At 70.7% G+C, this 21,860-nt stretch carries 17 protein-coding genes; 4 read left to right on the top strand and 13 right to left on the bottom strand.

Annotated features, from left to right (window positions below; all coding sequences use genetic code 11):
* The 11 genes from CW362_RS37050 to uvrC all read right to left on the bottom strand — a co-directional run.
* Positions 1 to 848: glucose-6-phosphate isomerase (locus tag CW362_RS37050; RefSeq protein WP_476756086.1), on the bottom strand; the 848-nt coding region annotated here is incomplete at its 3' end.
* 506 nt (positions 849 to 1,354) lie between these two features.
* The gene (locus tag CW362_RS37045; protein ID WP_003957010.1) at positions 1,355 to 1,690 is read right to left on the bottom strand and encodes an RNA polymerase-binding protein RbpA; all 336 of its coding nucleotides are present in this window, start codon (positions 1,688 to 1,690) and stop codon (positions 1,355 to 1,357) included.
* Positions 1,691 to 1,926: 236 nt separating this feature from the next.
* Complete coding sequence (secG, locus tag CW362_RS37040; protein WP_206301181.1) at positions 1,927 to 2,163, bottom strand: preprotein translocase subunit SecG; 237 nt, start codon at positions 2,161 to 2,163, stop codon at positions 1,927 to 1,929.
* 98 nt (positions 2,164 to 2,261) lie between these two features.
* Positions 2,262 to 3,038, bottom strand: coding sequence for a triose-phosphate isomerase (gene tpiA, locus CW362_RS37035; RefSeq protein WP_103553997.1), 777 nt, complete (start codon positions 3,036 to 3,038; stop codon positions 2,262 to 2,264).
* A 5-nt stretch (positions 3,039 to 3,043) separates the two neighbouring features.
* Positions 3,044 to 4,255 (bottom strand): phosphoglycerate kinase, encoded by a 1,212-nt coding sequence (locus CW362_RS37030; RefSeq protein ID WP_103553996.1) that lies wholly within the window; start codon positions 4,253 to 4,255, stop codon positions 3,044 to 3,046.
* Between the two features lie 141 nt (positions 4,256 to 4,396).
* Positions 4,397 to 5,407 carry a type I glyceraldehyde-3-phosphate dehydrogenase gene (gene gap / locus CW362_RS37025; RefSeq protein WP_103553995.1) on the bottom strand — a complete coding sequence of 337 codons (1,011 nt, stop codon included), beginning with the start codon at positions 5,405 to 5,407 and terminating at the stop codon, positions 4,397 to 4,399.
* A gap of 192 nt (positions 5,408 to 5,599) precedes the next feature.
* On the bottom strand, positions 5,600 to 8,557 hold the full coding sequence (locus CW362_RS37020; RefSeq protein ID WP_103553994.1) for a M14 family metallopeptidase: 2,958 nt from the start codon (positions 8,555 to 8,557) through the stop codon (positions 5,600 to 5,602).
* 189 nt (positions 8,558 to 8,746) lie between these two features.
* Complete coding sequence (gene whiA / locus CW362_RS37015; RefSeq protein WP_037624822.1) at positions 8,747 to 9,736, bottom strand: DNA-binding protein WhiA; 990 nt, start codon at positions 9,734 to 9,736, stop codon at positions 8,747 to 8,749.
* On the bottom strand, positions 9,727 to 10,797 hold the full coding sequence (locus tag CW362_RS37010) for a gluconeogenesis factor YvcK family protein (RefSeq protein WP_103553993.1): 1,071 nt from the start codon (positions 10,795 to 10,797) through the stop codon (positions 9,727 to 9,729). The genes whiA and CW362_RS37010 overlap by 10 nt, the downstream gene beginning before the upstream one ends.
* A complete protein-coding gene (gene rapZ, locus CW362_RS37005; protein ID WP_103553992.1) occupies positions 10,794 to 11,816 on the bottom strand; it encodes an RNase adapter RapZ in 1,023 nt (340 codons plus the stop codon). The genes CW362_RS37010 and rapZ overlap by 4 nt, the downstream gene beginning before the upstream one ends.
* Positions 11,813 to 14,077 carry an excinuclease ABC subunit UvrC gene (uvrC, locus tag CW362_RS37000; protein ID WP_376450460.1) on the bottom strand — a complete coding sequence of 755 codons (2,265 nt, stop codon included), beginning with the start codon at positions 14,075 to 14,077 and terminating at the stop codon, positions 11,813 to 11,815. Before uvrC ends, rapZ begins: the two co-directional genes overlap by 4 nt.
* 579 nt (positions 14,078 to 14,656) lie before the next feature.
* On the opposite strand from uvrC, the gene CW362_RS36995 reads away from it, so the two are divergent.
* Positions 14,657 to 15,604, top strand: coding sequence for a hypothetical protein (locus CW362_RS36995; protein WP_103553990.1), 948 nt, complete (start codon positions 14,657 to 14,659; stop codon positions 15,602 to 15,604).
* A 51-nt stretch (positions 15,605 to 15,655) separates the two neighbouring features.
* Here CW362_RS36995 and CW362_RS36990 read toward each other — a convergent pair whose 3' ends face one another.
* Positions 15,656 to 16,081 (bottom strand): Rieske (2Fe-2S) protein, encoded by a 426-nt coding sequence (locus tag CW362_RS36990; RefSeq protein ID WP_103553989.1) that lies wholly within the window; start codon positions 16,079 to 16,081, stop codon positions 15,656 to 15,658.
* A 302-nt stretch (positions 16,082 to 16,383) separates the two neighbouring features.
* On the opposite strand from CW362_RS36990, the gene CW362_RS36985 reads away from it, so the two are divergent.
* Positions 16,384 to 17,295 carry a carbohydrate kinase family protein gene (locus CW362_RS36985; RefSeq protein ID WP_103553988.1) on the top strand — a complete coding sequence of 304 codons (912 nt, stop codon included), beginning with the start codon at positions 16,384 to 16,386 and terminating at the stop codon, positions 17,293 to 17,295.
* 123 nt (positions 17,296 to 17,418) lie between these two features.
* On the opposite strand, the gene uvrA is transcribed toward CW362_RS36985, so the two are convergent.
* Positions 17,419 to 20,454, bottom strand: coding sequence for an excinuclease ABC subunit UvrA (uvrA, locus tag CW362_RS36980; RefSeq protein WP_103553987.1), 3,036 nt, complete (start codon positions 20,452 to 20,454; stop codon positions 17,419 to 17,421).
* Between the two features lie 223 nt (positions 20,455 to 20,677).
* Between uvrA and CW362_RS36975 the strand changes: the two genes are divergently transcribed.
* Together CW362_RS36975 and CW362_RS36970 are read left to right on the top strand one after the other, a co-directional pair.
* On the top strand, positions 20,678 to 21,367 hold the full coding sequence (locus CW362_RS36975; RefSeq protein ID WP_103553986.1) for a maleylpyruvate isomerase family mycothiol-dependent enzyme: 690 nt from the start codon (positions 20,678 to 20,680) through the stop codon (positions 21,365 to 21,367).
* A 9-nt stretch (positions 21,368 to 21,376) separates the two neighbouring features.
* A partial coding sequence (locus CW362_RS36970; protein WP_103553999.1) for an MBL fold metallo-hydrolase occupies positions 21,377 to 21,860 on the top strand: 484 nt, incomplete at its 3' end.

The following is a 21,860-nucleotide window of genomic DNA, read 5'->3' as shown; positions in this document are numbered from 1 at the left end:
AGACCGATCGCCGAGTCGTAGGAGTAACGCCCGCCGACCCAGTCCCAGAACTCGAACATGTTCGCCGTGTCGATGCCGAAGTCCGCGACCTTCTCCGCGTTCGTCGACAGCGCCACGAAGTGCTTGGCCACCGCCTCCTGACCGGCCTTCAGACCGGACAGCAGCCACTCGCGCGCCGAGGTGGCGTTGGTGATGGTCTCGATCGTGGTGAACGTCTTGGAGGCGATGACGAACAGCGTCTCCGCCGGGTCCAGGTCACGGACGGCCTCGTGCAGGTCCGCGCCGTCCACGTTCGAGACGAACCGCACGGTCAGCGAGCGGTCGGTGAAGGAGCGCAGCACCTCGTAAGCCATCGCCGGGCCCAGGTCCGAGCCGCCGATGCCGACGTTGACGACGTTCTTGATCCGCCTGCCGGTGTGCCCGGTCCACTCGCCCGAGCGGACCCGGCCGGCGAAGTCCGCCATCTTGTCCAGGACCGCGTGCACGGCCGGGACCACGTTCTCGCCGTCGACCTCGACCACCGCCTCCCGCGGCGCCCGCAGCGCGGTGTGCAGCACCGCCCGGTCCTCGGTCACATTGATCTTCTCGCCCCGGAACATCGCGTCCCGCAACCCGAACACGTCCGTGGCGGCGGCCAGCTCGCGCAGCAGCCGCAGCGTCTCGTCGGTGACCAGGTGCTTGGAGTAGTCGACGTGCAGATCGCCGACCTGGAGCGAGTAGCCGGAGCCGCGCCCGGGGTCGGCCGCGAACAGGTCGCGCAGATGGGTGCCGGCGAGCTCCTCGCGGTGCTTGGCCAGGGCGGTCCACTCGGGCGTCTGGTTGAGCCTGGTACGGCTTTCTGCGTTCATCTCGGACTTCCGCCTTCTTTCCTGCCTGTACTGCTGCGTACCTTGCCCCGCTGCCGGTCCCAACCTAATTGATCAGGGCTGGACACGAGCTGTCGTAGTGCGTCCACCGGCTCAACAACAGATACGTCCCGACGGCCCGCAGGTGTCAGCTCGGTGACGGCGGGAGGGAGGCGGGGAGGCGCCCCGGGACGGCGCCGGTCCGTCCGGCTCGCGGGCCGCGGTGCCCGTCCCACCGGGCAGGACGCCGGGGCCGGGACCGCGCGGAACACCGGGCCCGCGTGCCCGGTACGAATTCCGGCCCGCGCTGCTGCATCGGCGTGACCCGTCCGCCGTTCCCCGTCCGGGCACGACGGACGGACCGGTCCGCGGGGCGGGCGTCCGTAGGTCGGCGCGCGGTGCGGGCACCCGGGCACGGCGGACCCTGCGGCGGGCGGGACCGCGGCCGTGAAGTCGCCGCGAAACGGTTCCGGCCAGGCATCCGTGGATGCCCGGCCGGTTCTCAACTCCTAGATCTCGCCCCGCAGTTTGGCGAGCGCCTCGGCGAGGATCGCCTCGCCGTCCGCGTCGCTGCGCCGCTCCCGCACGTACGCGAGGTGCGTCTTGTAGGGCTCGGTGCGCGGCGGGTCCGGCGGGTTGTCCCGGTCCTGTCCTGCGGGGAAGCCGCAGCGCGGACAGTCCCAGGTGTCGGGGACCTGCGCGTCGCTGGCGAAGCTGGGCTGCGTCTCATGCCCGTTGGAGCACCAGAAGGAGATGCGCAGCCGCGGCGCGGACTCGCCGCGCTCGGCCTCGCCCATCGGCCCCGCCCCGACCCGGCTTCCTCGGATCGCGTTGCCACTTGCCACGGTCGTAACTCCCTGCGTGATGGTGCCGCGAAGCGAGTCGGCGTTTCGCCTCGTCGCGAGCGCCTCAGTCTACGTAAGGCCCAACGCGCGTCCAGTGATTGGAGTTACATCCCCACCCCTAGACGCAAGCCCCATGATAGGCGGCGCTTGGAGGCGCGTACCGGACATGGGGCCTTACGTGCGGAATGTGCTTGCGTGATGTGCAGTTGTGCTGCCGTACCGATGTCGATCGGTGATCAGTTGTTGATCTTCATCAGAACACCGAGCACGACAATGCACGCGAACCAGAGCAGACCGATCAGGAGAGTGATGCGGTCGAGGTTGCGCTCGGCGACCGAGGAGCCGCCGACGGACGACTGCATGCCGCCGCCGAACATGTCGGACAGACCGCCGCCCTTCCCCTTGTGCATCAGCACCAGCAGCATCAGCAGCAGGCTGAAGACGATCAGGGCGATCGAGAACCCCAAAACCACGGCTGGACCAACTTCCTCGGAACTGGATGGACGACGGGGGTCCGGTGCCACGGCACCAGACCCCCGCAAGGGTACGACGAATCGCCGCTACCGCATACTTACTGGTCGCGGAACCGGACGATCTTGACGAACTCGTCGGCGTCGAGCGACGCGCCGCCGACCAGAGCGCCGTCGATGTCGGGCTTCGCCATGATCTCGGCGACGTTCCCGGACTTCACCGAGCCGCCGTACTGGATGCGGACCTTGTCGGCCAGCTCCTGGGAGTACAGCTCGGCGAGCTTCGCGCGGATCGCGGCGCAGACCTCCTGCGCGTCGTCGGCGCCGCAGACCTTGCCGGTGCCGATGGCCCAGACGGGCTCGTACGCGATCACGACGGACTCGGCCTGCTCGGCCGGGAGGTCCTTCAGACCGCCCTCGACCTGGGAGAGGGTGTGGGAGACGTGGTTGCCCGCCTCGCGGACGTCCAGCTCCTCGCCTACGCACAGGATCGGGGTCAGACCGTGCCGGTAGGCGGCCTTGACCTTGGCGTTCACGATCTCGTCGGTCTCGTTGTGGTACTGGCGGCGCTCGGAGTGGCCGATGGCCACGTACGTGCACTTCAGCTTCGCCAACATCGAGCCGGAGATCTCGCCGGTGTAGGCGCCGGAGTCCTGCGCCGACAGGTCCTGGGCCCCGTACTTGATCTTGAGCTTGTCGCCGTCGACCAGGGTCTGCACGGAGCGCAGGTCGGTGAAGGGCGGCAGGACGGCGACCTCACAGGCCTCGTAGTCCTTGTCGGCCAGGGCGAAGGCGAGTTTCTGGACGTGCGCGATGGCCTCGAGGTGGTTGAGGTTCATCTTCCAGTTGCCCGCCATCAGCGGCGTGCGCGTGCTCATTAAGGTCAGTCCTCCAGTGCGGCGAGGCCGGGGAGCGTCTTGCCCTCGAGGTATTCGAGGGAGGCGCCGCCACCGGTCGAGATGTGGCCGAATGCGTTCTCGTTGAAGCCGAGGGTGCGCACCGCGGCGGCGGAGTCTCCGCCGCCGACGACGGTGAAGCCCTTGGAGTCGACCAGGGCCTGGGCGACCGCCTTGGTGCCCTCGGCGTAGTCGGGGTGCTCGAAGACGCCCATGGGACCGTTCCAGAAAACGGTCTCGGCGTCGGAGAGCTTGGCTGCGTACAGGGCACCGGTCTTCGGACCGATGTCCAGGCCCAGCTGCCCCTCGGGCATCGCGTGCGCCTCGACGGCGCTGTGCTCGGTGGGCGCCTTGGCCTTCAGGTCCGGGAATCCGGGGGCGACCACGACGTCGACCGGGAGCACCAGCTCGACGCCCTCCTTCACGGCGCGCTCCATGTACTCGGTGACGGCCGGGATCTGGTCCTCCTGCAGGAGGGAACTGCCGACCTCGTAGCCCTTGGCCTTGAGGAAGGTGAAGGCCATGCCGCCGCCGATCAGGATGCGGTCGGCCTTGCCGAGGAGCTGGTCGATGACGGCGAGCTTGTCGGAGACCTTGGAGCCGCCGAGCGCGACGACGTAGGGGCGCGCGACGTCCTCGGTGAGCTTCTTCAGGACGCCGACCTCGGTGGCGATGAGGTAGCCGGCGTAGTGCGGCAGCCGGGCCGGGAGGTCGTACACGGAGGCGTGCTTGCGGTGCACGGCGCCGAAGCCGTCGCCCACGTAGACGTCGGCCAGGGCCGCGAGCCGGTCGGCGAACTCGCCGCGCTCGGTGTCGTCCTTGGACGTCTCACCGGCGTTGAAGCGCAGGTTCTCGACGACCGCGACCTGGCCGGGCTCCAGGCCGTCCACCGCCTCGTGGGCGGCGGGGCCGACCGTGTCCTGCGCGAACGCGACCGGCGCGCCGAGCAGTTCACCGAGCCGCTCGGCGGCGGGCAGCAGCGAGAAGGCCGGGTCCGGGGCGCCCTTGGGACGGCCCAGGTGCGAGGCGACGATGACCTTGGCGCCCGCCGCGGCCAGCGCCCTGATGGTGGGCAGGACGGCGCGGATGCGGCCGTCGTCGGTGATGAGGCCGCCCGCCAGCGGCACGTTGAGGTCGGCGCGGACGAAGACCCGCTTGCCGGTCACTCCTTCGGCGAGAAGCTCGTCGATCGTCTTCATGAAGGAACTCCTAGGGAAGGCTCTTGGGATCCGAGAGGGCTGATCGGTCACGCCGATCGATCACTACGCGGCGCAGGGCCCGGACAGCGCGGCGTCGCGCTGCCCGAGCCCTGGCTCACATCGAGGTGCCTGCTCTGGGAATTAGAGCTGGCCGCCGACGAAGACCGTGAGGTCGACGAGGCGGTTGGAGTAACCCCACTCGTTGTCGTACCAGCCGAGGATCTTCACCGTGTTGCCCTCCTGGACCATGGTCAGGGAGGAGTCGAAGGTGCAGGAGGCCGGGTCGCTGACGATGTCCGAGGACACGATCTGGTCCTCGGTGTAGAACAGGATGCCCTTGAGGTCGCCGTCCTCGGAGGCCTTCTTGAACGCGGCGTTGACCTCGTCCTTGGTGACCTCGCGCTGGAGGGTGACGACCAGGTCGGTGGCCGAGCCGGTCGGGACCGGGACGCGCATGGCGATGCCGTCCAGCTTGCCCTTGAGCTGCGGGAGGACCAGGGCGGTGGCCTTCGCGGCACCGGTCGTGGTCGGGATGATGTTCTCGGCGGCGGCGCGGGCGCGGCGCAGGTCCGAGTGCGGGAAGTCCAGGATGCGCTGGTCGTTGGTGTACGCGTGGACCGTCGTCATCAGACCCTTGACGATGCCGAAGTTCTCGTCGAGGACCTTGGCCATCGGCGCCACGCAGTTGGTGGTGCAGGAGGCGTTGGAGATGACGTGGTGGTTCGCCGGGTCGTAGTCGCCCTGGTTGACACCCATCACGATGGTGATGTCCTCGTCCTTGGCCGGAGCCGAGATGAGGACCTTCTTGGCGCCGCCGGCGATGTGCTTCTCGGCGTCGGCCTTCTTCGTGAAGATGCCGGTCGACTCGATGACGATGTCGACGCCCAGCTCGCCCCACGGGATGTCGGCGGGGTTGCGCTCGGACAGGACCTTGATCGTGTGGCCGTCGACCGTGATCGTGTCGGCGGTGTGCGACACCTCGGCCTTGAGGCGGCCCAGAATGGTGTCGTACTTGAGCAGGTGGGCGGTGGTCGCGGTGTCACCCAGGTCGTTGACAGCCACGATCTCGATGTCAGCACCCTGCTCCAGCAGCGCGCGGAAGTAGTTACGACCGATGCGGCCAAAGCCGTTGATGCCTACGCGGATCGTCACGAACCGATCTCCTCGTTAGGTACGCCGACTCAAGTGTCGGCGAGTTTGTATGGGATGTCCCCGACCGCCTCCGACCCTACCTCCCCCAAGGCCCCTGAGTGACATCGACCACGGCCATACACGACAGGGCGATCCGTACCCGTCAGTAGGGGTACGGATCGCCCGTTCTGTTCATGTGATGGTCACGTACGGTCAGTCGTCGAGCGCCGAAAGTGCCTTTCCGATCAGGGTCGCGCGGTCGGCCGCCGTACCGACGTGCTCCAGGCCGAAGCCCAGCAGCACCGTGTCGTCCGTGGTGACCGCTCCGTACGTCTTGAAGAGTTCCCCGGTGCGCGCCCAGTCCCGCAGGACGGCCGGACTGCCCGCGGGCGGACCGGCGACGCTCCAGGCGCCGAGGGAGGACTCGAAGCCCTCCGTCCCGGTGGCGGTGCCGGCGACCACGAGGGAGGCGTCGTCCACGAGGAGGCCGTGGCCGCCCGAGCCCGGGTCACTGATGTAGCTGAACGAGACCTCGACCGACCTGCCGGCGTAGGCGCTCAGGTCGAAGGAGACCTGCTGCCAGCCGCTGGAGGCGCCGGTGAGGCTGTTCCACGCGCCGCTGGAGCCCGTGGCGGTGCAGCCGGCCGCGCTCACGGTCAGGTAGTGCTTGATCCACGGGTGCTCCCGGGCGAGGAAGCCGGCCTCGCACTCGGCCGGGACCGCGGTCGAGGTGGCACCGCCCGCCTCCGGGAGCGTGGTCCAGTCGTCGGCCCCGGTTGTGTGGACCTCGACGACCGCGTGGTCGTAGCCGGGCTCGGTGTCCCACAGCATCTGGGAGCGGAGCGTCGGTCTGTCGGCGGCGGTGACCCCGGTGAGGTCGACGGTCCGGGTGAGCCGCTTGTAGGCGTCGTCGGTGTGCACCGCGGCGGCCATGTAGGAACCCGCGTACGGTCCGTACGGGTTGACGGTCCCGCCGAACTGGCCCGCTCCCGCGCTGGAGGCGAACTGCGGGTACCGCGCCCCGGCGAGCGAGTCCGAGGTGACGCCGTAGGTGCCCGCCGCGTTCAGCGGGTTGCCGGGCGCGTCGCCGAGCGCTCCCGCGGCGCCGTCGAGCTTCCCGGAACCGGCGAAGCCCTTCGCGCCGGGTGTGGACGTGCGGGAGTAGGCGCCCAGGTAGTACTGACTGAAGTCGTTCGAGAGGGTGCCGCCGCCGAGGTCGACGCTGCCGCCGGCCAGCTCGCCCGCCTCGACCAGCTTGCCGCCCTCGTTGAGGAAGGCGCGCAGCTGGAGCTGGGTGGCGTTCCCCGGCCGCAGGGCGCCGGTGTAGTGGACGACCGTGCCGAAGTGGCCGAGCACGCCGAGCGCGTCCGGCGCGCCCTGGGTGGCGACGTCCCAGACCAGGGCCTTCTTCCCGGCGGCCTTCAGCGCGTCGACGTAGGTCCCCGCCTGTGTGGCGGCCGCGCCCTCCTCGGCGACCACGAGCACGTCGGCCCGCGGCCGCTGGGCCACGGTGTACGTGAAGCGGTTGCTGGAGGTGGGCTTCCCGCTCCTGGTCTCGCCGGTGAACCAGACCTCGACCTTGTCGCCCGGGGCGCCGCCCCTGACCTTGGCTCGGTACTCGTCGAAGTAGAGGTTGTCCGTGCCGCCGTAGGTCTCGCCGCCCCGCCAGGGCCTGAGGGCCGCCTCGTGCGTCCGGCCGCCGGCGACGCGGTACTTGAGCTTCTTGCCGCGCACGGACTTGCGGACGACGGCGGAGACCTCCTGGTCGGCGCCGCGGGAGTACGACGTCGTGAAGGCGGCCGGGGTGAAGTCGGGCGCGTCGATGCCCACCGAGGAGGAGGGCCGGTCGGGGTGGGCCGCGGTCTCGGCGACGGAGAGCGCGAACGGGACGTTCTTCTCGAACTCCTGCTCGATCAGCTTCTCGTCGTCCGGGAAGGTGAAGACCGAGGCGCAGTCCGCCGCGTTCCAGGCGTCGTTCGGGTCGAGGTCCGACGCGGTCTGACAGGTCGACATCTCGGGGGTGAACATCGAGATGCCGTTGACGTTGCCCGCGTGGCCGTCGGCCTCGCCGTTGGTGGTGTAGAGCTCCGAGGAGACCTGCGGGTGGTAGCCCGGGATCGCGGAGTTCTCGGGGGTTCCGGCGAGCGCCTTGTAGAGCACGTCGTCCGGGGTCGGCGTCGCCACCTGCCAGCCCACTCCGTAGAGCAGCAGCTCGGCGGCCGAGTGGTAGTTGATCCCGTACGCGAAGCCGACGCGCTTCTCGAAGGCGTCGATCGCCCTGGTCTCGGGCTCGGACCCGGGGCTCGCGCCGCGATAGGTCTCGCTGGTGGGGTTGGGCGACGAACCCTCGTCGTCGTAGCCCCACTTGTAGGCGAAGTTGCGGTTGAGGTCGACGCCGTCACCGGTGGAGATGACGCCGTCGCCGTTCACGTCCCGCAGGTTCTTGCGCCACTGGCGGGTGTCGGCGTCCTTGAAGGTGTAGTCGTAGCCGTCGGGGTTGGCCGACAGGACGAACCACAGCTCGGTGGAGTCGACGATCTTCCTGACGCGTTTGTCCGTGGCGTAGTTGTCCAGGTAGTAGTGCATCAGCCGCCGGGTCATCTCGGGGGTGATCCACTCGCGCGCGTGCTGGTTGGACATGTACAGCACCGACGGCTTGGAGCCGTCCTTGGTCTTCCTCGCGCCCTTGGTCAGTTTGAGCGCGAGGATGTCCTGGCCGTTCAGGGTCTTGCCGATGGAGACCACCTTGGTCAGGCCGGGGTTGGCCCGACCGGTCCTGAGGATCTCCTCCTCGAGGTTGCCCTTCCCGCTGTACGGGCGGAACACCCCCTGGGCGGCGTCCGCGACCCGGTTCTCCGCCCTGGCGGAGAGCGTGTGCTCGGTGAGGTCGACGCCCTGCTTCTCCAGCTTCCTGGCCTGCCGGTCGGTGACGTAGACCTCGACCGTGCTCCTGCCGTTCTTCCAGGTCGCGTCGCCGAGCTCGTGACCGTCCTGACCGGCCGCGAGCAGCAGGGGTACCTGCTGCTTCGTGATCTCGGCGCGGAACACCTTCACGGCGTTCTCGTCGGGCTTGGGTGAACCACCGTCCTGCGCCCGGGCGACCGGCGCCACGGCCGCACCGCCCAGCAGGAGCGCGCCGGCAGCGAGGATCGCGCTCGCTCTTCGTCTCATGAGCCCCCCTTGCACTGGTCCGCCACAGCAGCGAACAGATGCCAGGCTCATGACACTTCATGGTCAAGTCAAGGGTGCCTCGCGGGCCGACCTGCGCCGGTGCCGAACCCCGAGTGGGCTTCGGCACCGGCGTGTTGAGCTTCCGTCAGATGATCCCGCACGTCTTCCACGTCGCCCCGCGGGTCCGGGTCAGCCGGCGAGGTTGTCCGCCATCTCCTCGGACAGACTCGACTCCGTCCCGGGGATCCCGAGGTCCTGCGCCCGCTTGTCGGCCATCGCCAGCAGCCGGCGGATACGACCCGCCACGGCGTCCTTGGTCAACGGCGGGTCGGCGAGCGCGCCCAGCTCCTCCAGGGAGGCCTGCTTGTGCTCCATGCGCAGCCGTCCGGCGGCGGCGAGGTGCTCCGGCACCTCGTCGGCGAGGATCTCCAGGGCGCGCTGGACACGGGCCCCGGCGGCGACGGCGGCGCGCGCCGAGCGGCGCAGGTTGGCGTCGTCGAAGTTGGCGAGCCGGTTCGCCGTGGCACGGACCTCACGGCGCATCCGCCGCTCCTCCCAGGCCAGCACCGACTCGTGCGCGCCGAGGCGGGTCAGCAGCGCGCCGATCGCGTCGCCGTCGCGGACGACCACCCGGTCCACACCGCGCACCTCACGGGCCTTCGCCGCGATCGAGAGCCGGCGGGCGGCACCGACCAGCGCGAGCGCGGCCTCCGGCCCCGGGCAGGTCACCTCGAGGGACGAGGAGCGGCCGGGCTCGGTGAGCGAGCCGTGGGCCAGGAAGGCCCCGCGCCAGGCCGCCTCGGCGTCACAGGTGGCCCCCGAGACCACCTGCGGCGGCAGTCCGCGGATCGGACGTCCCCGCCCGTCCACGAGCCCCGTCTGGCGGGCCAGCTGGTCACCGCCCGCGACGACGCGCACCACGTAGCGCGAGCCGCGGCGCAGCCCGCCGGGCGCCATCACGATCAGTTCGGAACTGTGGCCGAAGATCTCCAGAATGTCCCGCTTCAGGCGGCGCGCCGCCATCGCGGTGTCCAGCTCCGCCTCGATCACGATCCGGCCGCTCACCAGGTGAAGGCCGCCGGCGAACCGCAGGATGGCGGAGACCTCCGCCTTCCTGCAGCAGGTCCGGGTGACGGGGAGCCGGGAGATCTCGTCCTTCACCGCTGCCGTCATCGCCATGGGCCGATCCTTCCATGCATCCGAAAAATACGGTCGTACGCGGCGGCCAACAGCTCCGGATCGTGCCGCGGAGATCCGTCGGTCCTGGCCACCGGTGCCAGCTCGACCGCGGCGCCGAACCGCTTGGCGGCGTCGGCGAGAGATTCACGGTCGGGCACGGCAGCCTCGTCGGCCAGCACCACGTCCAGGGCGAGTTTAGGGGCGTGTCGTCCCAAAACCTCCAAATGACGCTGCGGGGAGAAGCCTTCGGTTTCTCCGGGCTGCGGTGCGAGGTTCAGGGAGAGTACCCGGCGCGCCCTGGTCCGGCTGAGGGCGTCCAGGAGTTCCGGCACCAGGAGGTGCGGAATCACCGACGAGAACCAGGAGCCGGGACCGAGAACCACCCAGTCCGCGTCGAGGACCGCGGCCACGGCCTCGGGCACGGCCGGCGGATCGTGCGGGACGACGTGCACGGACTGGACCTCACCGGGCGTGAGCGCCACGTTCGCCTGGCCCCGGACGGTGTCGACCTCGTCCGGCCGGTCGGGGTCGTGTCCCTTGACCAGGGCCTGCAACTCCAGGGGCACGGCGGACATGGGCAGCACCCGCCCATGGGCACCGAGGAGCTTGCCGACCAGGTCCAGGGCCTGTACGTGATCGCCGAGCTGTTCCCACAGGGCGACGATCAGCAGATTGCCGACCGCGTGTTCGTGCAGGTCGCCCTTGGACTCGAAGCGGTGCTGGATGACGCGGGCCCAGGTCTGGCCCCAGTCGTCGTCGCCGCACAGCGCCGCCAGTGCCTTGCGCAGGTCACCGGGTGGCAGGACGCCCAGCTCGTCGCGCAGACGGCCGCTGGAACCGCCGTCGTCGGCCACGGTGACGACGGCGGTGAGGTCGCCGGTGATCCGGCGCAGCGCGGCGAGCGAGGCGGACAGCCCCATGCCGCCGCCGAGGGCGACGACCTTGGGCTGGGCACCGCGACGGCGCGGCCTGGCGCCGCGTGCCGCGGCCTGGCGGCCGGTCCGGTCCCCGGGGGTCTCCCGGCGCAGCCGACCCAGCCGCAGGGAAGTACGTCCGGTCACTCGCGCCCCATGTCCCGGTGGACCAGCACGGTCTCCACGCCCTGGGAGGCGAGGCGGGCGGCGAGCTTCTCGGCGGTCGCCACCGAGCGGTGCTTGCCGCCGGTGCAGCCGACCGCGATGGTCACGTAGCGCTTGCCCTCGCGCCGGTATCCGGCGGCGACGAGCTGGAGCAGTTCGGCGTAGCGGTCGAGGAACTCCTTGGCGCCGGGCTGGTTGAAGACGTACGCCGACACCTCTTCGTTCAGGCCGGTGAAGGGGCGCAGCTCGGGGACCCAGTGCGGGTTGGGCAGGAAGCGCATGTCCACGACCAGGTCGGCGTCGACCGGGAGGCCGTACTTGAAGCCGAAGGACATGACGGTGGCCCGCAGCTCGGGCTCCTCCTCGCCCGCGAACTGGGCGTCCATCTTGGCGCGCAGCTCGTGCACGTTCAGGCTGGAGGTGTCGATGACCAGGTCGGCGTCGCCGCGCAGCTCGCGCAGCAGCTCGCGCTCGGCGTCGATCCCGTCCACGATGCGGCCGTCGCCCTGGAGGGGGTGCGGCCTGCGCACCGACTCGAAGCGGCGCACCAGGGCCTCGTCGGAGGACTCCAGGAAGACGATCCGCCGGGTGACGTTGCGGGACTCCAGGTCCGCGAGGGACTCGCGGAGGTTGTCGAAGAACCGCCGGCCGCGCACGTCGACGACGACGGCGATCCGCGCCACGTTGCCCTGGGAGCGGGCGCCGAGCTCCACCATGGTGGGGATCAGGGCGGGCGGCAGGTTGTCGACGACGAACCAGCCGAGGTCCTCCAGACACTTGGCGGCCGTGGACCGGCCGGCTCCGGACATGCCGGAGATGATCACCAACTCCGGAATGACGGCCTCGGGGACTCCCGTCCCCGCCGTCTCGCTACCCGTACCCACCTGTGCTCCGTCTTCCCGTGGTGCTTCCCGCCCCGCGTTGCCTTCGCCTGCTTCGCCGTGTGTCCCCCGGCCCTGCGCCGCCGGACGTTCCTCTTCGTGCGCGTCGTTCTCGGTCATGTCTCCTGCCCCCGTCGCTCGTCCGAGGTGCCCGCGGTCACGGGCTCCTCCGCGGGGCCCGCCGTCGTCCCGGGCGCCGCGTCTTCGTCGTCTTCCATGATCTCTCCGGTGGCCGTGTTCACGGCCGGTGCGGCGGGAGCCGCCCGGGCGAGGGCCGCGGCGATGGTCTCCGCCGTCTTGCGTCCCACGCCGGGGACCTCGCAGATCTGGTCGATCGTCGCGGACCGGAGCTTCTTCACGGAACCGAAGTGTCTGATCAGCGCCTGCCTGCGGGACTCGCCCAGGCCCGGCACGTCGTCCAGGGGGCCCGACCTGAAGCGTTTGGCCCGCTTGGCGCGCTGGTAGGTGATCGCGAAGCGGTGGGCCTCGTCCCGGACCCGCTGGAGCAGGTACAGGCCCTCGCTGGTGCGCGGCAGGACCACGGGGTCGTCCTCGCCGGGCAGCCACACCTCCTCCAGGCGCTTGGCGAGTCCGCACACGGCGATGTCGTCGATACCGAGCTCGTCGAGGGCCCTCTGCGCGGCGGCGACCTGCGGCCGGCCGCCGTCGACGACGACGAGCTGCGGGGGGTAGGCGAAGCGCTTGGGCCTGCCGTCGTCCTCGGAGAAGGCGCTCGCCGGGAGGTCGCCCCCGGAGGCGTCCGTCCCGGAACCGTCCGTCCCGGAGGTGTCCGTCCCGGTGCCGGCGGTCCCGGAGTCTTCGGTCCCGGTGGCGGCGGTCCCGCCGGACGAGGTGCCGGAGTCGACGGTTCCCGCGAGCGGGGTGCCGGGGACGAGGGCCTCCGAAGCGCCCGCGGCGGCGTCCTCGCCGTCCGTCCACTCCCCCGTCCGCTCCTTCTCGACGAGGTAGCGCCTGAAGCGCCGGGTGATCACCTCGTGCATGGAGCGGACGTCGTCCTGACCGGCGAAGCCCTTGATCTGGAAGCGCCGGTACTCGCCCTTGCGCTGGAGTCCGTCCTCGAAGACGACCATCGAGGCCACCACGTCGTCGCCCTGGAGGTGCGAGATGTCGTAGCACTCGATCCGCAGCGGCGCGCTGTCCAGGCCGAGCGCCTCGGCGATCTCCTCCAGGGCGCGTGAGCGGGTGGTCAGGTCGGAGGCGCGCCGGGTCTTGTGCAGGGCGAGCGCCTGGAGCGCGTTGCGCTGCACGGTCTCCATGAGCGCCTTCTTGTCCCCGCGCTGCGGTATGCGGAGCGACACGTTCGATCCGCGGCGCGCGGTGAGCCACTCCTGAACGGGCTCCACCGGCTCGGGCAGCGCCGGGACGAGCACCTCCCGGGGGACGGAGTCGCCCGTCTCCTCGCCGTAGAGCTGCTGGAGCGCGTGTTCGACGAGGTCACCGGTGGTGACCGCCTCCACCTTGTCCGTGACCCAGCCCCGCTGGCCACGCACACGTCCACCGCGTACGTGGAAGATCTGCACCGCGGCTTCCAGCTCGTCCTCGGCGACGGCCATGAGGTCGGCGTCGGTCGCGTCCGCGAGGACGACCGCGCTCTTCTCCATGGCCTTCTTCAGCGCCTCGATGTTGTCGCGCAGCCGGGCCGCGCGCTCGTACTCCATCTCCTCGGCCGCGTCCGCCATCTGCTGTTCCTGCCGGCGGATGTACGTCCCCGTACGGCCCGCCATGAAATCGCAGAACTCCTCGGCCAGCTCACGGTGCTCCTCGGGCGAGACCCGGCCGACGCAGGGGGCGGAGCATTTGCCGATGTACCCGAGGAGGCAGGGCCTGCCGGTGCGGGAGGCGTTCTTGAAGACTCCGGCGGAGCAGGTGCGCACCGGGAAGACGCGCAGCAGCAGGTCGACGGTGTCACGGATGGCCCACGCGTGCCCGTAGGGACCGAAGTAGCGCACGCCCTTCTTCTTGGCACCGCGCATCACCTGCACGCGCGGGAACTCCTCGTTCATCGTCACGGCGAGGTGGGGGTAGCTCTTGTCGTCGCGGTACTTGACGTTGAACCGGGGGTCGTACTCCTTGATCCAGGAGTACTCCAGCTGAAGGGCCTCGACCTCCGTGGACACGACCGTCCACTCCACCGACGCGGCCGTGGTGACCATGGTCCGGGTGCGCGGGTGGAGATTCGCCAGGTCCTGGAAGTAGCTCGCCAGGCGCTGACGCAGGCTCTTCGCCTTTCCGACGTAGATCACCCGGCGGTGCTCGTCGCGGAATCTGTACACCCCGGGAGAGTCCGGGATCTGTCCCGGCTTGGGGCGGTAGCTGGAGGGGTCGGCCATGCAACACACCCTACTGGCGCGGGCCGACAGCACGGCCGGCTCCCGGCACGCCTGTGGACAGAGCCCGGGGGCGCGCCGCTACGGCGCCGGAAGCACCGGCACCGCCCGTGCCGGGGGTGAACGTCCCGACTCGTCCGGAACCGGGGCTCCGGCCGGGACGCTCCGGGAGGCGCCGTATCCGGCCACCGGGCCACTTCGTCGTGCTCACGTCACCACGCCGGATCATGTGGAGGAAGAACCCGAAAGCCCGCCCTCGTACGCGGCCGCGCCCCCGCGGCCGGGCGCGCGCCCACGAGGGGCGCGGTCGCCCGGACGGCGCCAGGGACGGCCCGGACGGCGGTGAGGAGCACGAGTCGTCGGCCACGGCGCCTCGTGCCCCCTCCCGGACGGGGGCCGAGGAGGGACGGAGCGCGTCCGGGGGGCTGCGGTGAGCCATGTTGGGCATCAGGTGTTGTCGGGGCTTGGTCAACACGCTTCAATGCGGGGGAACTCGGGGCGTGAACGGCGAAACCCGCGCGTGTACAGCCCCCGCGCGCCCACCGGGCGGCGCCGATGAACCGCTCCGACGGTCTGACCAGCCGTCGTGAACATCCACAGAAAGGCCCCTGCATGCGGCACGGCACACAGCACGCGGACGTCGCCACGGCGGAACTGGAGACGGCCCTGCGGGGCGGCCCCTTCCATGTCGCACTGCGCGCAGCGATCACCGCCCGCGGGCTGCCGCTGCAACGCGTTCAGCACCATCTTTCGCGATACGGCGTCAAAGTCGGTGTGACGAGCCTGAGCTACTGGCAGCAGGGCGCCCGCCGACCCCAGCGCCCCGAGTCGCTGCGGGCCGTCCGCGCCCTGGAGGAGATACTCCAGCTGCCCGACGAGTCCCTGATCAGACTGCTGGCCGAGGCCGAGGCCCGCTCGGATCCGGAGCGCCCCACGGGACGTTCGTACCGGTCCCTGGTGGAGGCCTCCGGTGTCCTGGAACGGCTCCTGATCGACCTGGGGTCCCCGCTCGACGGTGGTCTGCACACGCTCGGCCATCACGAACGGGTGCGCATAGGCGCCCGGCGCGAACTGCTGGGCCGCGAGTCGCACCACATAGTGCGCGCGCACAAGGACGGCGTGGACCGCTACGTGGCCATCCATCACGGCGACCCCGGATGCGCGCCGGAGCGGACGAGGGTCCGGGCTCTGGAGAACTGCCGTACCGGCCGGGTGCGCTGGCACCGCGACACCGGGGTGCTCGTCGCCGAACTGCTCTTCGACACCCGGCTGCGGGCGGGCGAGACGTTCCTCTTCCGCTACGCCTTCGAGGACGGCACGGCCGGGGCGTCCAGCGAGTACGTCCGCGGGTTCGGCTTCGCGGGCGGACAGTACGCGCTCCAGGTGCACTTCGCGGAGAACGCGCTGCCCGTGCGCTGTCACCGCTTCACGCAGCACTCCGCCGCCGCGCCGCGCAGCGGCCGCCAGGAACTGCCGCTGAGCGGCCGTCACCACTCGGTGCACCTGGTCGAGCCGCGCGTGCGGTCGGGGATCGTCGGGATCGGATGGGACTGGGAGTGACCGCCCGCCCGGGTGCGGTGCGCCGGTGCCGGCCGGGGGACCGCACCGGACTCAGGCGCCCGGCCCCGCGACGATCTTCCCGTCCTTCTCCTCGACGGACAGTCCGTGGAGCGGCACGGTGGCCGGCGCCCGCAGCACCTTGCCGGTCTTGGCGTCGAACTCGCTGCCGTGACAGGGGCACACGAGGGTCGTGCCCCGCAGCTTGTTGATGGCGCACCCGGCGTGGGTGCAGATCGAGCTGAACGCCTTGAGCGAACCGTCCTCGGCACGGCTGACCACGACGTTCTGGTCCTGGTACAGCTGAGCACCGCCCCTGGAGACCTCGCTCCCCGCGCCGAGGACGACGGGAGCGGTCGGTGTGGCCGGCGCTCCGCCGCCGCTGCCGCCGGAGCACGCGGCGAGGCCGAGCCCGGCGACCGGGGTGAGCGCCGCTCCCCGCAGGACGGTACGACGGCTCGCGGACGGACTGCCGGACATGACACCTCCACCGGTCGAGGGTGCCGACGGACGCTCCGCCGGGCGGGACAGGGTTGGACACGGCACGGCTGGCCGGTCCGAGGCCGGGCGCGGCAAGGGGTGCCGCACGTCGACCATACCGGTACAGATCATTCCGTCCGGTGCGGGGCTGATCCCCGCACCGGGAGCGTGAACGCCCGCTCCGGCGTTTACGCCGGTTCTCCGGGTGGGATACGTTCGCCCGCGAACGACCCGGTTCCGCCCGCGGACCGGCATCCGGGTCACAGCCCCGGGACCGGGACACCGAGGAAAGGACCCGCGTCGTGATCGTCGTCGCCGGTGAGGCTCTGATCGATCTGGTGCCGCAGGGTTCCGGCGCCCTGGCGGGGCTGACGCCCCGGCCGGGTGGCGGCCCCTACAACACGGCGGTGGCGCTCGGCCGCCTCGGCTCCCCCACCGTCTTCTGCTCCCGCGTCTCACGCGACGCGTTCGGCGAGGCCCTCCTGGACGGGCTGGCCGACGCCGGCGTCGACGTGTCGTCCGTGCAGCGTGGCGGCGAACCGACGACCCTGGCCGTCGCCACGATCGGCGCGGACGGCTCGGCCGCGTACTCCTTCTACGTGGAGGGCACGGCGGACCGTCTCTTCACCGCCCCCGACCGGCTCCCCGACGGAACGCGGGCGGTGTCCTTCGGCACCTGTTCGCTCGTCCTGGAACCGGGCGCGAGCGCGTACGAGGAGCTGCTGCGGGCCGCCGCCGGGCAGGGCGTGTTCACGGCCCTGGACCCGAACGTCCGCACCGGTCTGATCCCCGACCCGGACGCCTATCGCGCCCGGTTCAAGGGCTGGCTGCCGTCGGTGTCCCTGCTCAAGCTGTCCGAGGAGGACGCCCGCTGGCTCGGCGGCACGCCGCGCGAGTGGCTGGCCGCCGGCCCCTCGGCGGTGGTGATCACCCGGGGCGGCGACGGTCTGACCGCGTTCACCCGGGACGGCTCGGTGCACTCCGTGCCCGGCGAACCGGTGGACGTGGTGGACACCATCGGTGCCGGCGACACCGTGAACGCGGCCCTGCTGCACGGTCTGGCCGCCCGGAACGCCCTGTCCCCGGCCGCGCTGGCGGAACTGGGACCCCGGGGCTGGACCGGGCTTCTGCGCTTCGCGGCCCGCGCGGCGGCCGTCACCTGCTCCCGCGCCGGAGCCGAACCGCCGTACGCCCGCGAACTGGGTGACCTGTAGGGACGCCGGACACGCGTCCCTCGGTCCTCGAACCACGGCGGTCGGGGTTGCCGGATCCCCCACGGACGGCGCCCCGCGGGAAGCTCCCGCGGGGCGCCGTCGTCTCCGGCACGTCCGGTCCGGTCAGGCCTTCCGGGCCCGCGCGGTCTTCTTCGCGGGGGTCACCTTCTTGGCGGCCGACTTCGCCGCGGCCTCCTTCTTGGCGGCCGTGTTGTTGACGGTCTTCGTGGCCGTCTTCCTCGCCGTCGCCCCCGCGGCGACCGTCTTCCTGGCGGCCGTCTTGCGGGGGGCCTTCACGGGAGCGGCGTCGCTGATCCGGTCGGCGCCGAGGATCTCGCGCAGAAACTTGCCGGTGTGGCTGGCCGGAACGCCGGCGACCTCCTCGGGCGTGCCCTCGGCGATCACGAGACCGCCGCCGCTGCCGCCCTCGGGGCCCATGTCGACGACCCAGTCCGCGGTCTTGATGACGTCAAGGTTGTGCTCGATGACGATGACCGTGTTGCCCTTGTCGACCAGGCCGGACAGCACCGTGATGAGCTTGCTGATGTCCTCGAAGTGCAGACCGGTGGTCGGCTCGTCGAGGACGTACACGGTGCGGCCGGTGGAACGCTTCTGGAGCTCGCTGGCGAGCTTGACCCGCTGCGCCTCACCGCCGGACAGCGTCGGCGCGGACTGGCCGAGCCTGACGTAGCCGAGGCCGACGTCGTTGAGCGTCCTGAGGTGACGGGCGATCGCCGGTACCGCCTCGAAGAAGCCGAGCGCCTCCTCGATGGGCATGTCCAGGACCTCGGAGATGGACTTGCCCTTGTAGTGGACCTCCAGGGTCTCCCGGTTGTAGCGCGCCCCGTGGCAGACCTCGCAGGGGACGTACACGTCCGGCAGGAAGTTCATCTCGATCTTGATGGTGCCGTCGCCCGAGCAGTTCTCGCAGCGGCCGCCCTTGACGTTGAAGGAGAAGCGGCCGGGCAGGTAACCCCGCACCTTCGCCTCGGTGGTCTCGGCGAACAGCTTGCGGACGTGGTCGAAGACTCCGGTGTACGTCGCCGGGTTGGAGCGGGGCGTACGGCCGATGGGCGACTGGTCGACGTGCACGACCTTGTCGACGAGGTCGTCGCCGTCCACGCGCGTGTGGCGCCCCGGCACGTTCCTCGCGCCGTTCAGTTCGCGGGCCAGGTGCGTGTACAGGATGTCGTTGACCAGTGTCGACTTGCCGGAACCCGACACTCCGGTGACGGCGGTGAGGACGCCCAGCGGGAAGGACACGTCGATGTCCCGGAGGTTGTTCTCGCGGGCACCGTGCACGGTGAGCCTGCGGCCGGGGTCGGCGGGGCGGCGGACGTCCGGGGTCGGGATCTGCCGCTTGCGCGACAGGTACTGCCCGGTCATCGACTCGGCGTTGCCGAGGAGTTCCTTCAGGGGACCGCTGTGCACGACCTTGCCGCCGTGCTCGCCCGCGCCGGGACCGATGTCGACGACCCAGTCGGCGACCTTGATGGTGTCCTCGTCGTGCTCGACGACGATGAGCGTGTTGCCCATGTCGCGCAGGCGGACGAGGGTCTCGATCAGCCGGTGGTTGTCACGCTGGTGCAGACCGATGGAGGGCTCGTCCAGGACGTACAGGACGCCGACGAGCCCGGAACCGATCTGGGTGGCCAGACGGATGCGCTGGGCCTCGCCGCCGGAGAGGGTGCCGGCCGCGCGGTTCAGCGACAGGTAGTCGAGGCCCACGTCGACCAGGAAGCGCAGCCGTTCGTTGACCTCCTTCAGGACGCGCTCGGCGATCTTCTTGTCGCGCGCGTTGAGCTTCAGCTCCCCCAGGAAGTCCGCGCAGTCGCTGATGGACATGGCGGCGACCTCGGCGATGGACTTCTCCATGACCGTGACCGCGAGGACGAGCGGCTTCAGACGCGTGCCCTGGCAGGTGGGGCAGGGCACCTCACGCATGTAGCCCTCGAAGCGCTCGCGGCTGGCGTCGCTCTCGGACTCGCTGTGCCGCCGCTTGATGAAAGGGACGGCCCCTTCGAAGGGCGTGGTGTACACGCGCTCGCGGCCGTACCGGTTGCGGTAGCGGACCTCGATCTGCGTCTTGTGGCCGTGGAGCAGGGCCTTCCTGGCACGTTGCGGCAGCCCGGCGAAGGGGATGTCGGTACGGAAGCCCAGCGCGTCGGCGAGAGCGCCGATCAGCCGGCCGAAGTAGTCCTTGGTGTGTCCGTGCGACCAGGGGTGGATGGCGCCCTCGTCGAGGGACTTGTCCTCGTCCGGGACGATCAGCTCGGGGTCGACCTCCATCCGCGTGCCGATGCCGGTGCACTCGGGGCAGGCGCCGAACGGCGAGTTGAAGGAGAAGGAGCGGGGCTCCAGCTCCTCGAAGGACAGGTCGTCGTACGGGCAGTACAGGTGCTCCGAGTACATGCGCTCGCGCTCGGGGTCGTCCTCGGGGAGGTCGACGAAGTCGAGCACGACCATGCCGCCGGACAGGCCGAGGGCGGTCTCCACGGAGTCGGTGAGACGGCGCTTGGCGGAGTCCTTCACCGTGAGGCGGTCGATGACCACCTCGATGGTGTGCTTCTCCTGCTTCTTCAGGGCGGGCGGCTCGGTGAGCTGGATCGTCTCGCCGTCGACCCGGGCACGGCTGTACCCCTTGGTCTGGAGGTCGGCGAAGAGGTCGACGAACTCTCCCTTGCGCTCGCGCACCAGCGGCGACAGGACCTGGAAGCGGCTCCCCTCCGGGAGTTCCAGGACCTTGTCGACGATGGCCTGCGGCGACTGGCGCGAGATGGGACGGCTGCACTCGGGACAGTGCGGCTTGCCGATGCGCGCGAAGAGCAGGCGCAGGTAGTCGTAGACCTCGGTGATGGTGCCGACCGTCGAGCGCGGGTTGCGCGAGGTCGACTTCTGGTCGATGGAGACGGCCGGGGAGAGACCCTCGATGAAGTCCACGTCCGGCTTGTCCATCTGGCCGAGGAACTGCCGGGCGTACGAGGACAGGGACTCCACGTACCGCCGCTGGCCCTCGGCGAAGATCGTGTCGAAGGCGAGGGAGGACTTGCCCGACCCCGACAGGCCCGTGAAGACGATGAGCGAGTCGCGCGGGAGGTCGAGCGAGACATTCTTCAGGTTGTGCTCGCGCGCTCCACGGACGATGAGACGGTCGGCCACGCCGGTCCGTACCTTTCTTGAGAGAAGTGACAGGGGCCGCGGGCCCCCGTCTTCCCAGACTAGGGCGAGCCACTGACAGCGCCGGTTGCTTTCGCTGGTTCACAACAATCCCGGGCCATCCAGCATGCCCGACGCCGCCTTCGAGCGTATAGCACGCGCATTCGATTTACGGGGGTGGTCGACCAGCTTCACCCGAACGTGTGGCGGGGCTAGGGTCGACCTCATGATGGATCATGTGCGCGACCTGGCGTCTGTACGTGACGCGACGGAACGACTGCTCACCGCGGTCACCAAACTGGACGACGCGGCCGTGGCCGGGCCGTCACGGCTTCCCGGCTGGAGCCGCGGACACGTGCTCGCCCACCTGTCCCGCAACGCGGACGCTCTGGTGAACGTCCTGGAGGGACGCCCCATGTACGCCTCCGCGAGCACCCGGGACGCCGACATCGAGCGGGACGCGCCGCGCCCCCTGGAGACACAGCTGGAGGACCTGCGGGAGAGCGGGGCCCGCTTCCTGGAGACGGGAGCCGCTCCCGCGGACTGGTCCCGCACGGTGGAGCTGCGCAACGGGGTCACCGACTCCGCGGCCCGGGTGCCGTTCCGGCGCTGGGTCGAGGTCGACCTGCACCACGTGGACCTGGGCATCGGGTACGAGCTGGAGGACCTGCCGGAGGAGTTCGTGACCCGGGAGATCGACTTCCTCGCGGAGCGGTTCGCCGGCCACCAGGACGTGCCCGCCACGACGCTGGTCGCCGGCGACGGCCGGACGTGGACCACGGGCGGCGGCGCCGAGGGCGGTCCCGTCGAGGTCCGGGGCGGCACGGCCGATCTGCTGGGCTGGCTCTGCGGCCGCCGCGACGGCGCCGGTCTGACGCTTCGCGGCGGTCCGCTCCCGGCCCTGCCTCCGCTATAGGCTGCCGTCATGACCTACAGCGGAGCGGTGACGGTCGGCGGGCCTGCCGACGTGCACGAGCTGCCGGACCTGATGATCTCCAAGGTCGCGGTCGGCCCCATGGACAACAACGCGTATCTGCTGCGCTGCCGGGCCACCGACGAGCAGCTCCTGATCGACGCGGCGAACGAGGCCTCGACGCTGCTCACCCTGATCGGTGACGACGGCATCGCGTCCGTCGTGACCACCCATCGGCACGGCGACCACTGGCAGGCGCTCGCCGAGGTCGTGGCCGCCACGGGCGCGCGCACCTACGCGGGCGCGGACGACGCCGACGGCATCCCGGTGCCGACCGACGTCCCCCTGCGGGACGGCGACACGGTCAGGGTGGGGACCGTGGAACTCACCGCGCGCCACCTGGTCGGGCACACGCCGGGCTCGGTCGCCCTCGTCTACGACGACCCGCACGGTCACCCGCACGTGTTCACGGGCGACTGCCTCTTCCCCGGCGGCG

Origin of the sequence: Streptomyces populi, assembly GCF_002911015.1 — a bacterium.
Lineage (GTDB): Bacteria > Actinomycetota > Actinomycetes > Streptomycetales > Streptomycetaceae > Streptomyces > Streptomyces populi.
Note: the sequence above shows the minus strand (reverse complement) of the source record. Positions and strands in the feature narration are given on the sequence as shown.

What these genes read in the sequence shown, in the direction of transcription:
- tpiA (WP_103553997.1), bottom strand. Translation starts at nt 3,038, where the DNA reads ATGAGCACGCGCACGCCGCTGATGGCGGGCAACTGGAAGATGAACCTC.
- CW362_RS37030 (WP_103553996.1), bottom strand. Translation starts at nt 4,255, where the DNA reads ATGAAGACGATCGACGAGCTTCTCGCCGAAGGAGTGACCGGCAAGCGG.
- CW362_RS37020 (WP_103553994.1), bottom strand. Translation starts at nt 8,557, where the DNA reads ATGAGACGAAGAGCGAGCGCGATCCTCGCTGCCGGCGCGCTCCTGCTG.
- whiA (WP_037624822.1), bottom strand. Translation starts at nt 9,736, where the DNA reads ATGGCGATGACGGCAGCGGTGAAGGACGAGATCTCCCGGCTCCCCGTC.
- rapZ (WP_103553992.1), bottom strand. Translation starts at nt 11,816, where the DNA reads ATGACCGAGAACGACGCGCACGAAGAGGAACGTCCGGCGGCGCAGGGC.
- CW362_RS36995 (WP_103553990.1), top strand. Translation starts at nt 14,657, where the DNA reads ATGCGGCACGGCACACAGCACGCGGACGTCGCCACGGCGGAACTGGAG.
- CW362_RS36990 (WP_103553989.1), bottom strand. Translation starts at nt 16,081, where the DNA reads ATGTCCGGCAGTCCGTCCGCGAGCCGTCGTACCGTCCTGCGGGGAGCG.
- CW362_RS36975 (WP_103553986.1), top strand. Translation starts at nt 20,678, where the DNA reads ATGATGGATCATGTGCGCGACCTGGCGTCTGTACGTGACGCGACGGAA.